The sequence below is a fragment of the Flaviflexus huanghaiensis genome (assembly GCF_014118685.1).
In the GTDB taxonomy this organism is placed as follows: Bacteria; Actinomycetota; Actinomycetes; order Actinomycetales; family Actinomycetaceae; genus Flaviflexus; species Flaviflexus huanghaiensis.
The window spans coordinates 1-12,372 of the sequence record NZ_JACFAK010000003.1 but is presented as its reverse complement, the minus strand read 5'-3'; the positions used below and the strand labels follow the sequence as shown (position 1 = coordinate 12,372).

Genomic DNA, 12,372 nt, shown 5'->3' with positions numbered 1-12,372 from the left:
CGGGTCACCATCACGATTAGCTGTCCGCGGCTTTGGCTGCCTTCTTCACTGCGTCAGCTACTCGGGAGGAAACCTTGCGGTCGAAAACGGAGGGGATGAGGAACCCGGGGTGGAGCTCATCGTCCTCGATGCAGGACGCGATCGCCTCGGCCGCCGCCAGCATCATGTCATCTGACACAACGGTTGCACCCGAGTCGAGCAGTCCGCGGAAGAAGCCAGGGAAGACAAGAACGTTGTTGATCTGGTTCGGGTAGTCGGAGCGGCCAGTGGCGACGATCTCGGCATGCTTCGATGCGATGGCGGGGTCGATCTCGGGGTCGGGGTTTGCCATCGCGAAGACGATTGCCCCGTCGTTCATCGCCGCCACGTCGTCTTCGTCGAGGACGTTTGGGGCAGACACTCCGATAAAGACATCGGCATCAACAACAGCTTCCTTGAGAGTTCCAGAGAACTTCTCCTCATTCGTGTGTTCAGCGATCCACGTGCGATGGGTTTCGCTGTACGTCGTCCCTCGCTCGATGATGCCGCGGCGTCCGGCGGCGCGGATATGCTTCGCACCCGAGGCGAGAAGGAGACGAATGATGGCGTAACCGGCAGCGCCAACGCCGGAAATGACGATCTTGACGTCCCCGATGTCCTTACCAACGACCTTGAGGGCGTTGACGAGTGCGGCGAGGGTGACGATGGCGGTGCCGTGCTGATCATCGTGGAAGACAGGGATATCCAGCTCGTCTCTGAGACGAGCCTCGATTTCGAAACAGCGCGGTGCCGAGATGTCTTCGAGGTTGATTCCCCCGTAGGCGGGGGCGATGGCCTTGCAAATCGCGATGATGTCTTCTGTGTCCTTCGTGTCGAGGGCGACTGGCCACGCGTTGACTCCAGCGAACTCCTTGAAGAGGATCGCCTTCCCCTCCATCACCGGCATCGCTGCTTCCGGTCCGATGTCACCAAGACCGAGGACCGCAGTGCCGTCCGTGACCACCGCGACGGTGTTGCCCTTGATCGTGAGCCTGCGGGCCTCCGACTTATCTTCGGCGATCGCCGTGCACACGCGGGCAACGCCGGGGGTGTAGGCCCTGGACAGATCATCGCGGTTGCGCAGCGACACCTTCGATGTTGTCTCGATCTTCCCCCCGGAATGCATGAGGAATGTCCGGTCCGATACGCGCCGTAGCTCCGCGCCCTCACGCTGCTTGATCATCGTCGAGATTGACTCGACGTGTGCCTGGCCGCGGGTATTTGCCGTGATGTCGATGCACATGTGGTCGCTGGTCGACTCGATGACGTCGAGTGCGGTGATCGCGGCACCGGTGCGGGCGATCGCGCTGGCCAGATCGGATGTCTCGCTGAATAGGGGCGGGGTGTGAACACGGAACGTCACCGAATGACCTGGGCTGGGAAGCGCCACTGAAACTCCTCTTTGAGGCGTAGATAGGTTGTCTATCACCGTACTACGGGAGCGCAGAACGGTCTCCATTAAGAACCCCAGCCCTGCCAGCACCGATACCATCTGACTCCGCTAGGGTGGAGATATGCCGCTCGTCACAGTCTCTGCTCAATCAGGCCAGGTCAATGCCACCTGGTCCCTCCCCGTTCCGCCAGCCCACGTCTGGGACGGCATCGCCTCCCCAAAACGGCTTCACCTGTGGCTCGGAGAGCTCATCGAGGGAAAGATCGCGCCCGGCTCGACCTTCGCCGTTGACCACGGTCAGGGCGCCATCTGCCGGTCAACCGTCGAAATCTACGAACCAGGGACCGAACTCGCCTACTCCTGGAAGTTCTCCGATGAGCCATATTCGCGCCTCGCGTGGCGCATCGAGACGGAGGGCACGGGAAGCCTCCTCTCCATGGAACATAGCGGGCTCGGCGATCTGGCCGATTCGTATCGGGACGGCTGGCTCGCCCACCTCATCTATCTCGAGGGGCAGCTCCTCAACCTGCCGCTACCGATGCCGATGCTCATGACCGTCGCATCAACCATCACGGCGGCAAGCCAGGGAGCAGCATCGGATCAGAGTTCAAACGATGATGGGGCGACGCGATGACGAACACGGAGATCAACCCAGCCGAATACGAGTGTGCGTATGTCAAGGACCCCACACTCATCGATATCATCACGGCCCGGGACGTGCCTCTTGGTGGGCCTCGCGCCATGACCGTTCGCCGCACACTCCCCCAGCGCAAGCGTTCGCTCATCGGCCCCTGGTGCTTTCTCGACCATTACGGCCCCGACGATGTTGCGGCCACCGGCGGTATGGCGGTGCCGCGGCACCCGCACACGGGCCTCGCAACTGTCACCCTCCTGTTCCAGGGCGAAATCGAGCACATCGACACGACCGGGTTTGCAAACATCGTTCGACCCTCCGAGGTCAACCTCATGATCGCTGGCTCCGGGATCTCTCACTCCGAGTTCTCTACGGATGACACATCTATTCTCCACGGCGTCCAGCTCTGGTACGCGCTTCCGGACGCGGTCCGGAACTCTCAACCCGGGTCCCAGCATGTCGTCGCGACGCCAGTAAGAGTGCCCGGCGGTACCGTCCTCACCTACATCGGTTCGCTCGCGGGCGTCAACTCCCCCATTGACACTCGAGTTGAGGCGATGGCAGCGCAGGTCATTGTCGAGCCCGGCGAGACCGTCACTCTTGACATCGATCCACGCTTTGAACACGGGACCTTGCTCGATTCTGGGAAGGTCACCATCCACTCCTCGGGCGTTGATCAGACCCTCGGTGTAAGCGAACTCGCCTACACTCCGCCGGGAGCTACACGTATTGGCTTCACAGCCGGAGACGAACCGTGCCGGCTCATCCTCATCGGCGGCGCCCCCTTCGATGAGCGAATTGTCATGTGGTGGAACTTTGTCGGTCGTAGCCACGACGAGATCGTCGAATACCGGCGAGCCTGGCAGAGCGAGATCGGTGCATCGGACGGCGAGACCGGGAGCGTCCACTCACCCCGCTTTGGAGTTTTCCCACCGGGCACACCCAGCCCGCTGCCAGCCCCTGCCCTGCCACATGTGCGGATCACGCCACGCGCACAGCCGCGGTGACCACGAGGCGTTGAGATTCGTTGCCATAGGCTTGCGTGACGTTAATCGATACGTGACTGCAATCGCTTGCCCTGGCTAGACATGCACAGCCCTGTTAGCGTTTTAGAATGACCGATTTCCGCCTCCGCCGCCTCACTGCTGACAATCTGCACGACCTCGTGAAATTGGAGATGAGACCTGGTCAGGAGATGTACGTCGCACCAGTCGTTCAATCGATTGCCGAGGCGTACGTCAACCCAACCGCTTGGCCGCGAGCGATCTACAGAGGCGACACCGTTGTCGGCTTCGTGATGGCAAACTTCGACTCTGAGAACGAGATCAAGGCGTTCCGTTGCGGCATTTGGCGCCTCAACATCGCCGCAGATTTCCAGGGCCAGGGTGCCGGCTACTTCGCCGTGGAGGAAGTTGCCCGCGAGGCCCGGGAGCGCGGCTTCGACGAGATGACAGTCATGTGGGTCCCGGGAGTCTATGGACCGGAGGGCTTCTATCTGCGATGTGGGTTCGTGCCGACCGGCGAGATTCTCTTCGACGAAGTCGTCGGGATCCGCTCCACCGAACCGAAGGATCTGCCGCTTGAACGGTGACCGCCCTCACCCCAAGCGCGGTACTGTGTGAGCAGGAGACCAGGGAGGCCACAACACATGGCAAAACGTATTGGAGTCTTGACCGCGGGCGGGGACGCTCCCGGCCTCAATGCCGCAATCAGGGGGCTTGGGAAAGCCGCTGTCGGACACCACGGAATGGAGCTCATCGGTTTCGTCGGTGGCGTGCGCGGGCTCGCGGAAGATCGATGGATTCCGCTCGATCACAGTTCGCTATCCGGAATTCTCACGGCTGGCGGCACGATCCTTGGCACGGGCCGGGACAAGGTCCACAAAATGATCGTCGATGGCGAGCCCCGCGACGTCATCCCAACGATCGCAGAGGTCGTCGAGCGCAACAAATTGGACTGCGTTGTCATGCTCGGCGGCGGCGGCACGGCGAAGAATGCTCTCCGGCTGCACAACGCGGGCATCCCCGTTGTGCACCTGCCAAAGACGATCGACAAAGACATCGCCCACACCGACAACACCTTCGGGTTCTCAACTGCCCTGGAGATCGCGACGGACGCGGTCGATCGGTTGCACTCTACAGCCCACTCACACCACCGCGTCATCATCGCGGAGATCATGGGACACAAGGCTGGCTGGCTGGCTTTGGGCGCTGGGATATCTGGCGGTGCCGACGTCATCCTCCTGCCGGAGATCCCCTACCGGCTGGACTCCATCGTCGAAACGATCGAGCGGCGCAAAGGCCGCGGCACGAACTTCTCCGTCATTGCCATTGCGGAGGGTGCTCGCGACGTCGATGCCACCCTCGAGCTCAAGGCCGCGGAATCCTTGATCAAGTCAGCGTCCTCATCACAGGCCAAGACCCTCGCCAAGGAGAACTACGCCCGCATTGAGGACCGCCACAGGGAAAACACCTTCCATCTCGCCCGTGAGGTGGAAGCTGCGACGGGCCTCGAGAGCCGCGTGACAATCCTCGGCTACGTCCAAAGGGGTGGCACCCCGTGCGCCGCTGACCGCTTACTCGGGTCGGTGATCGGATCGGCGGCAGCCGAGCTCATCAAGGCAGGCCAGACGGGCATCATGGTCGCTTCCAAAGGCGACGGCGCTGCCCGCGTCCCCCTGGCGGACGTCGCGGGTAACCTCGCGCAGGTCCCAATCCATCACCCGTGGATCCGCACTGCCCGCGACGTCGGCACCGGCCTCGGCGACTGAGCTTCGTTCGTATCCTTCATGGTGTGAGGTAGGCCCAGAACCTCCCCGAGGCTCATCTCGCAGTGACCCACGGTCACGCCATATTTGTTGCGGTCCGCTATGAGAGGCGCGACCTGTCGACAACCGTGCCCGGCCCCAAAAGAACCCGACACAGAACGTGGATTTTGAGTTCACCAGGGTGCGACGAATGAGCGGCTGGGCGGCGTGGTTTTCGGAGCACCATCTTCAGGACGACTTCGAACGAATGCGCAACCACACGCAGTCACCCGACATCCCAAAAATCTGACGTCGGCTTCCTCAGCGGTTATACCAATTTTCGGACTCGTGTTGCCTTCTCCTTCTCTTGCCCTTACCATGACGTAAGACCTCAGAGGTCTGGGTTCACAAAGGAGTGAAGATGAGATCATTTTCTCAATTATTGGAGGGGCGACCGGACCCCGTTCGTGTCTCTGCTGATGCTGTCCTGGCGGCCCGAGAGGCTGCTGGCGACGACACCCTGTACGTTGTCCTCGACGACGACCCCACGGGCACCCAGTCGGTGGCTGACCTGCCAGTTCTCACCGCGTGGGAAGCGGATGACTTCCGCTGGGCGTTCGCCACCGGCAAGCCCGCAGTCTATGTCATGACGAATTCACGCTCACTGTCGCCCGGTGACGCGGAGCGCGTCAATCGCGAGGTTGTCGCCGCCGCGACGGAGGCGGCGGAGGGAGCGCGGGTCGCGTTCGTCTCCCGCTCCGATTCGACTCTTCGCGGGCACTTCCCGCTGGAGCCGCTGACGATCGCCGACGAGGTGCTCGCAGCGTCAGGCACCGCCGTCGACGGCATCGTTGTCGTTCCCGCATTCGGAGACGCTGGCCGGATAACGATCGGCGGCGTGCACTACGCCGGGTCTCGGGATGCAGGGTTCGTGCCTGTCGGGACATCGGAGTTCGCGCGTGACGCGACCTTCGGCTATTCCTCGTCCTCGCTACCCGGATGGGTGGAGGAGAAGAGCGACGGGAAGATCTCGGCTGATGATGTCCTCGTTCTCGACCTCACGACGCTGCGCACAGACCGCGAGGCGTCAGTCGCTCTGCTCCGCTCTGCCAAGGATTCGCGAGTCATTGCGGTCGACATCGTCGAAGAGGATGATCTGAGGCTTCTCTCGCTCGCCCTCATCGATGCAGAGACCGCAGGATCGACATTCATCTACCGCGTCGGGCCGCCTTTCCTTCGGGCTCGCATCGGCCAAGAGGTCCACCCGCCGCTCACCGTCGAGGAGATCCGTGCCTCGCGTGCGAAGGGCGACGTCGCCACGGGAGGACTCGTCGTGATCGGGAGCCACGTCGACCTCACCACCCGCCAGCTGGATCATCTCCGCCAGGTCGAGGCGCCCGTCGAGTTTGAGATCGATGTCGCCAAGATTATCGACCCGACGCTACGCGACGACCACGTCACCGAGGTAGCCGAACGCGCAGCAACCGAACTCAACGCCAGCAACGTTGTCGTCCGCACATCACGAACGTTGGTCACGGGCGCTGATGGCGACGAATCCCTGGATATATCCCGCCGAGTTTCCGCCGCCGTCGTCGAGGTGGTGCAGCGTGTCCTCGCAGCCAATCCGCCGCGTTTCATCATCGCCAAGGGAGGCATCACGTCTTCGGACGTTGCCACCAACGGCATGGGCATCCGCCACGCGCAGGTCATCGGCCCTATGTTGCCTGGCATCGTCTCGCTTTGGTCCGGTGAGGACGGCCCCGGCGCCGGCATCCCCTACGTCGTGTTCGCGGGCAACGTCGGTAGCACCGACTCACTCGCACTCGTCGTCAACAAGCTTTCCCAGGCGTAACCACACACATCACAGAAGGACACACCATGAACATCGCAGTTCTTGGACTCGGAGCGATGGGCCTTGAGATGGCCCGCTGGCTCAAAGAGTCATTCACCGTCACCGGATTCGACATCGCTGACGCACGCGTGGAGCTCGCGCGTGAGGCCGGCATCACCTGCAAGCCGACCGCGAGGGCAGCGGCCGATGGCGCCGACATCGCCCTCGTCGCCGTCCGCAACAAGGAACAACTCGAGGAGCTGCTCTACGGCATTGACGGCATTGCCACCGTCATGCCTCGCGGATCCGCAATCATTCTCACGTCCACGGTCGGGATCGAGGCTGTCGAGACAGTCGCCTCCCGCCTGCGGAGGGACAGCATCGGCTTGGCCGACGCCCCCGTCTCAGGCGGGCCAGCCCGCGCCGGAAAGGGCGACCTCCTCGTGACGGTCGGGGCCTATCCCGACGTCTACGAGCACTGCAGGCCGGTCCTCGAAGCCATGGCGTCAAATCTCGTCTGGGTCGGTGAGGCACCAGGCAAGGGACAGTGCATGAAGACCGTCAATCAGCTGCTCTGCGGCGTCCACATCGCGGCGGCCGCGGAGGCACTGGCTCTCGCCGGTGAGCTGGGCCTGGACCAGACGACTGCGCTTGACGCGCTCATGTCTGGTGCCGCCTCCTCTTTCATGCTCGGCGATCGCGGACCACGCGCCATCCAGGCATACGACGGCGAGGAAGCCGAGGTGAAGTCTCGAATCGACATCTTCGTCAAAGACATGGACATCGTCACGTCCGCAGCCAAGTCGGTGGGGATGGCCGTACCTGTCGCGGCGGCAGCTGAGCAACTCTACCTGCAGGGAATGAGCCGCGGCCAGGGCGCCATGGACGATTCCTCCATCATCAACGTCGTCACACCCAGGAGGGGCTGATCATGGGCACTGGAACACTCCTCGGAATCGCACTCGGTGCGATCATTGTCCTGCTCTTGCTCGTCATCCGCATCAAGATGTCGGCATTCGTCGCACTGCTCCTCGTCGCTTTCGGCACCGCACTGGCGACCGGCATCCCTGCTGCGGACGTCGTTCCCACGATGACGACAGGCATGGGCAACACGCTTTCCAGCGTCATGATCGTCGTCGGGCTCGGTGCCATGCTCGGCCGCCTCATCGAGGTCTCGGGCGGCGCCGATGCGCTGGCTGAGCGGTTCTCGAAAGGGCTGGGGCCAAAGAGGGTCGTCGCGGCCGTCACTGCGGCAGCGTTCGTCCTCGGCATCCCTGTCTTCTTCGACGTCGGCTTCATCATCCTCGCGCCCATCGTCTTCGGCTTTGCGCGGGCGGCGAAGGTTCATCCCCTGACAATCGGCCTCCCTGTCGCCGGTGCCCTTCTGACCGTCCACGTTGCACTGCCGCCCCACCCGGGCCCAGTCGCCGCAGCCGGCATCGTGGGAGCCGACAACGGCATGATGCTGCTCTGGGGGTTGCCGATCTGCATCGCCACAGCTGTTATTGGGTACTTCGCCGCCAAACTGCGGCTGTTCAGGCCCGATGGCGTCACCCTGCTGAAATCTCCGGCGACGCGGTCTTCCGAGATCACGCCTGAAGGTGGCACGGTGGCGATCAAGAGCCGCCTGAACGCACCGACCGTCCTCGCCCTCATTCTGCTTCCGATTCTGCAGATCATGATCGGAACCGTCGGCAACATGACGCTCGAAGAAGGCTCCCGCATCCGTGATATCGCAGGTCTCGTCGGTGCTGCACCCGTCGCACTGCTCACAGCCGTCATCGTCGCTTATCTCGTTGTCGGCCATAACCAGGGCTGGTCGCTGGAAAGGCGAGGCAGCGTCCTCGACTCGGCTCTGCCGGACGTTGCCATCATCGTGTTCGTCACGGGGGCGGGCGGCGTGTTCGCAAATGTGCTCGTCACCTCTGGCATCGGCGCCGCTCTCTCAGAGACGCTCATTGAGATGAACATGCCGATCATCCTCGCGGGCTTCCTCATCTCCGCCGCTCTACGCGCGTCCCAGGGGTCGGCAACGGTTGCCATCCTCACGTCGGCCGGGCTCATGTCCCAGCCCATTCTTGATGCCGGCTACAGCTCGACCCAGACGACGCTCGTCACGCTCGCGATCTGCTTCGGCGGTCTCGGACTGTCACACATCAATGATTCCGGCTTCTGGATCGTCACGAAGTACCTCGGCCTGACTGTCAAGGACGGTCTGAAGACGTGGACAGTGCTGTCGACGATCTTCGGCGTCGCCGGCTTCCTCATCACCTGGGGCGTCTTCACGCTCGTGTCCTGACCGATGGGGCCGTGCGTACTGCACGGCCCCATCGTCCCGCGCCGCTCACCGGTTCGCGCGTGCCATCACGTCGGCGGCCCCAGGACGAGACACGACTTTGCGCCTCTCAACAGGACTTTTGCCAAACCAACCGAGCATTTAGGACGTACGTACTACTTTTCTCACTGAGCGACTGTATTCTTGCTGACGTCGGCTTCCATCACCGGGCACACTGATGCGCCACGGGGGTGGATGAGGTCGATCATTCGTCTTTCACCAGCCAGGCCTCACACGGCCCATAAGAGAAACAGTGAGCATGACCGGATACAACGAAGTACTGGCCAGGAACAGTGAGAACGCCCCGCAGAGCGGCAGCTTCTCTCAGACCGTGGCCTTCTCCCACTACAACAACCTTTCCGCCCAGCTCCCGATTGACCCCGCCACCGGCGAACTGGTCGACGGCGGCGTCGCGGAGCAGGCCAGACAGTGCCTGAACAACATCAAGGCAGTGGTCGAGAGCATCGGCCACACGATGGACGATGTCGTCCGGCTCAGCGTCTTCCTCACGGACGTCGCCGATCTCGGCACCGTCAATGACGTCTACACGACCTTCTTCACGGATTATGTCCCGGCCCGCACGACGGTGGGCGTCGCTGCGCTCCCGATGGGCGCGCTCATCCAGGTCGAGGCAGTGATCTCTAACGGCGAGGGAACCATCCCGAACGCGCCTCAAGCAGGTGATCTCGTCAAGGTCACGAACAATTCCGCGCACGCGCCCGTCAACGCACTATCGACGCAGACGGTGGCGTTCTCGCACTATAACCATCTTTCCGCCCAGCTTCCTGTCGACCCAGCATCCGGCGAACTCGTCGCGGGTGGACTCAAGGAGCAGGCCGCGCAGTGCCTGGCGAACGTCAAGGCCGTTCTCGAAGGTATCGACGTGCCGTTCGATGACATCGTCAAGGTCACCGTCTTCCTTTCAGATCTGTCTGAGCTCGACGCATTCGACGAGGTTTACTCGACCTTCTTCCCCGATTCCGCGATTGCCCGCTCGGTCGGCTACGTTCCCGCACGTACCGTCGTCGAGGCCGCACTGCCCATGGGTGCCCTCGTCCAGGTTGAGGCAGTCGTCTCGCACGGCGACGGCACTCCCCCACAGGAGGTCGAAGATCGCCACGGCATCGTGATCTGGGCGCGCAACACCGACGACGCCCCGAAGAACCCGCTGTCGACCCAGACTGTGGCCTTCTCGCACTACAACAACCTCTCCGCCCTCCTCCCCCTCGACCCCGCCACCGGCGATCTGGTCGAGGGTGGCGTCGCCGAGCAGGCCGACCGTTGCCTTGCGAGCATGAAAGCTATCGTCGAGTCCATCGACCACTCGATGGAGGACATCGTCAAGGTCAACCTCTTCCTCACGGACCTGGCTGACATCGATTCCGTCGACGAGGTGTACGGCCGCTACTTCCCCGGCGGGACTCCCGCCCGTCGCACCGTCGGTGTCTCTGCCCTGCCGGGCGGTGCCCGGGTGCAGATGGATGCCATCGTCTCGAACGCCGAAGGCACACCGCCGAGGATCTGATTCTTCACTCCCTCATGTCTGTGCCCGCCCCCGGTGGCGGGCACAGACGCGTCTAGCGAACATCCCGCCAGCCCCACGCCTATCGCCATTCGCTTCGAGTGTGTTTCACTAACGCATGGGGATCATGAACCGATACAGATCAACCGGGGCAGATCTGCCCTTTGGCAACATGTTGGCCGCGCACCGCGGAGTGGCTATGGAGGGCTTCTTCTGGCGCATAACAGAACCGGACACCGGGCGCGTTATCATCGCTCTCTGCGGCGTCAACCAGGGCCCGAAGGGCCCGTGGGCCACCATCGGGCTGGCGTCGTGGCCGAACGGGTTTCTTCGTACCACTGCCATTGAGGGAGCATGGGCCCACCGCTCGCGACTCGGCGTCAGGGGAGGGAGCACAGTAGCTCCAGCCTTTAACGGCAATCGAAACCGACTCACCGTCGACCTTGGGGACGATGCGCGGCTTGAACTTCGGGTCGATGACAGAGCCGACTGGCCGCATGCGGGGCTGGGCGGTTCGAGCATCTTCCACATGGTTCCCGCGCTCAATCAGTACTGGCATCCGTGGATGCTCGGAGGTAAAGCGAGCGGCACGGCCGTTCTCGGGGACGAGACCTGGGAATTTGAGAATGCTCAGGTGTACGGAGAAAAGAATTGGGGCAGGGAGGGCTTCCCCGAGGCGTGGTGGTGGGGCCAGGCCCAGGGCTTCGAGGAACCCGATGCGTGTGTCGCCTTTGCGGGCGGGATCGTCACGAGCGGGCCCCTGAAAACCGAAGTGACCGCGCTCGTCGTCAGGCTCCCGGGCGGGCCGGTATTGAGGCTCGGCAACCCCATCATCAGCCCCGTCGTCACAACAACAACCGACGAATCCTGGCACCTGTCCGGCCGTGGCTACGGGTGGCGGGTCGAGGTCAATGCGTCAGCGCCGCTCGACCAGGCGTTCGTCCTACCAGTTCCGCTACCGAGCGAACACCGAAACACCGCTGGCGATCTCGAACATCTTGTTGGGGACCTCGAGATTACGGTCCACCGGTTCGGCTCTCACATCTGGTCGGGAAGGACGACGCTTGCTGCTCTCGAGCATGGCGGGCTCGATCGCGCGCGAGACGAGCTACGTCGCCGCGGGCTCAACCTCGAGCGCACCGACGCCCCACCCGCGGGAACGAATCCGTGAGTACGCGTCGACATCAGTCCGCGAAAGATGCGAGCGCGTCCACACCACCCGCTCGGTAGCTTTCCGCTTCCCTCGGGTTGCCGGGGACCGGGCGCCTGACCCAAACATCCCGCAGGCGGCTCGCCTCGGCAGTGAGGTCATCGCCGCTCGCCCGCAAGAGCTCGCCGAGGGCGGCGGTCTGGCCCTCCCAGTACTTGCCAGCAGGGAATGGCGTCCCGTTCTTCGCCATGACGCACGCGCTTCTGTCTCCGAGCAGCGCAGCATGTGACTGCGCCGCCCTCAACCGTGCCTCGCGGACATCATCCCTGGTCACCATTGGGCGCCCCCTTCGACGTTCTCCTGATTGCTCGATCTTATGACTGAGCTCCCCGAGGTGGACACCCGGGCCGCTCAGTCGTGAGAACTCGACACGCATCGCGCCAGGCGTGTGATCGGTAGGCGGAACCATTATCTATAAGCACTCTCTCGACGGTGACGCCACGGTCAGCGAACCAGGCGACCGGGCGAGTGAGTACCCCGATCGCGGTCGCAGCCTTCGCTCATCAACAGATCACACGCGATTCACGCAACAACGTCCCTGGAGAGTGCACCTAGATGTGATGTCCAGGGACGTTGTTATGGGAATCCTGTGTGATCTGTTGAAGGGCGAAGGCCTCCTGTTGTGAAGTGGAGCTGTCTAAGAAACCGCTTCACATACCAGGAGGCCTTCATGGTCCACGCTA

Annotated in this window: 11 protein-coding genes and 1 pseudogene; 9 read left to right on the top strand and 3 right to left on the bottom strand. The window is 62.9% G+C overall.

From position 1 onward, the window contains the following. Positions 1-16: 16 nt before the first annotated feature. The gene (locus H7E91_RS02960; protein ID WP_182353623.1) at positions 17-1,408 is read right to left on the bottom strand and encodes an NAD-dependent malic enzyme; all 1,392 of its coding nucleotides are present in this window, start codon (positions 1,406-1,408) and stop codon (positions 17-19) included. A gap of 124 nt (positions 1,409-1,532) precedes the next feature. On the opposite strand from H7E91_RS02960, the gene H7E91_RS02955 reads away from it, so the two are divergent. The 9 genes from H7E91_RS02955 to H7E91_RS02915 all read left to right on the top strand — a co-directional run bounded on the left by H7E91_RS02955 (position 1,533) and on the right by H7E91_RS02915 (position 11,650). Further along, positions 1,533-2,045, top strand: coding sequence for an SRPBCC family protein (locus H7E91_RS02955; protein WP_182353622.1), 513 nt, complete (start codon positions 1,533-1,535; stop codon positions 2,043-2,045). Further along, positions 2,042-3,052 carry a pirin family protein gene (locus tag H7E91_RS02950; protein ID WP_182353621.1) on the top strand — a complete coding sequence of 337 codons (1,011 nt, stop codon included), beginning with the start codon at positions 2,042-2,044 and terminating at the stop codon, positions 3,050-3,052. The genes H7E91_RS02955 and H7E91_RS02950 overlap by 4 nt, the downstream gene beginning before the upstream one ends. A 107-nt stretch (positions 3,053-3,159) precedes the next feature. Next, positions 3,160-3,636, top strand: a complete 477-nt coding sequence (locus H7E91_RS02945) for a GNAT family N-acetyltransferase (protein WP_182353620.1) — start codon at positions 3,160-3,162, stop codon at positions 3,634-3,636. 57 nt (positions 3,637-3,693) lie between these two features. Continuing rightward, positions 3,694-4,815 carry a 6-phosphofructokinase gene (locus H7E91_RS02940; protein WP_182353619.1) on the top strand — a complete coding sequence of 374 codons (1,122 nt, stop codon included), beginning with the start codon at positions 3,694-3,696 and terminating at the stop codon, positions 4,813-4,815. A gap of 397 nt (positions 4,816-5,212) precedes the next feature. Then, positions 5,213-6,643 (top strand): four-carbon acid sugar kinase family protein, encoded by a 1,431-nt coding sequence (locus H7E91_RS02935; RefSeq protein ID WP_182353618.1) that lies wholly within the window; start codon positions 5,213-5,215, stop codon positions 6,641-6,643. A 26-nt stretch (positions 6,644-6,669) separates the two neighbouring features. Further along, positions 6,670-7,551, top strand: a complete 882-nt coding sequence (locus H7E91_RS02930) for an NAD(P)-dependent oxidoreductase (RefSeq protein ID WP_182353617.1) — start codon at positions 6,670-6,672, stop codon at positions 7,549-7,551. A gap of 2 nt (positions 7,552-7,553) precedes the next feature. After that, entirely contained in the window at positions 7,554-8,921 is a 1,368-nt protein-coding gene (locus H7E91_RS02925) for a GntP family transporter (RefSeq protein ID WP_182353616.1), read from the top strand. 295 nt (positions 8,922-9,216) lie between these two features. Further along, a complete protein-coding gene (locus H7E91_RS02920; RefSeq protein ID WP_182353615.1) occupies positions 9,217-10,482 on the top strand; it encodes a RidA family protein in 1,266 nt (421 codons plus the stop codon). A gap of 124 nt (positions 10,483-10,606) precedes the next feature. Continuing rightward, complete coding sequence (locus tag H7E91_RS02915) at positions 10,607-11,650, top strand: tocopherol cyclase family protein (protein WP_206680338.1); 1,044 nt, start codon at positions 10,607-10,609, stop codon at positions 11,648-11,650. Between the two features lie 13 nt (positions 11,651-11,663). Here H7E91_RS02915 and H7E91_RS02910 read toward each other — a convergent pair whose 3' ends face one another. Both H7E91_RS02910 and H7E91_RS02905 read right to left on the bottom strand, forming a co-directional pair. After that, on the bottom strand, positions 11,664-11,966 hold the full coding sequence (locus H7E91_RS02910; protein WP_182353603.1) for a hypothetical protein: 303 nt from the start codon (positions 11,964-11,966) through the stop codon (positions 11,664-11,666). Between the two features lie 82 nt (positions 11,967-12,048). Then, a pseudogene (locus tag H7E91_RS02905) lies at positions 12,049-12,186 on the bottom strand (IS481 family transposase); the annotation flags it as partial. Between the last annotated feature and the right edge of the window lie 186 nt (positions 12,187-12,372).

What these genes read in the sequence shown, in the direction of transcription:
- H7E91_RS02930 (WP_182353617.1), top strand. Translation starts at nt 6,670, where the DNA reads ATGAACATCGCAGTTCTTGGACTCGGAGCGATGGGCCTTGAGATGGCC.
- H7E91_RS02915 (WP_206680338.1), top strand. Translation starts at nt 10,607, where the DNA reads ATGAACCGATACAGATCAACCGGGGCAGATCTGCCCTTTGGCAACATG.
- H7E91_RS02925 (WP_182353616.1), top strand. Translation starts at nt 7,554, where the DNA reads ATGGGCACTGGAACACTCCTCGGAATCGCACTCGGTGCGATCATTGTC.
- H7E91_RS02945 (WP_182353620.1), top strand. Translation starts at nt 3,160, where the DNA reads ATGACCGATTTCCGCCTCCGCCGCCTCACTGCTGACAATCTGCACGAC.
- H7E91_RS02940 (WP_182353619.1), top strand. Translation starts at nt 3,694, where the DNA reads ATGGCAAAACGTATTGGAGTCTTGACCGCGGGCGGGGACGCTCCCGGC.
- H7E91_RS02950 (WP_182353621.1), top strand. Translation starts at nt 2,042, where the DNA reads ATGACGAACACGGAGATCAACCCAGCCGAATACGAGTGTGCGTATGTC.
- H7E91_RS02920 (WP_182353615.1), top strand. Translation starts at nt 9,217, where the DNA reads ATGACCGGATACAACGAAGTACTGGCCAGGAACAGTGAGAACGCCCCG.
- H7E91_RS02910 (WP_182353603.1), bottom strand. Translation starts at nt 11,966, where the DNA reads ATGGTGACCAGGGATGATGTCCGCGAGGCACGGTTGAGGGCGGCGCAG.
- H7E91_RS02955 (WP_182353622.1), top strand. Translation starts at nt 1,533, where the DNA reads ATGCCGCTCGTCACAGTCTCTGCTCAATCAGGCCAGGTCAATGCCACC.
- H7E91_RS02935 (WP_182353618.1), top strand. Translation starts at nt 5,213, where the DNA reads ATGAGATCATTTTCTCAATTATTGGAGGGGCGACCGGACCCCGTTCGT.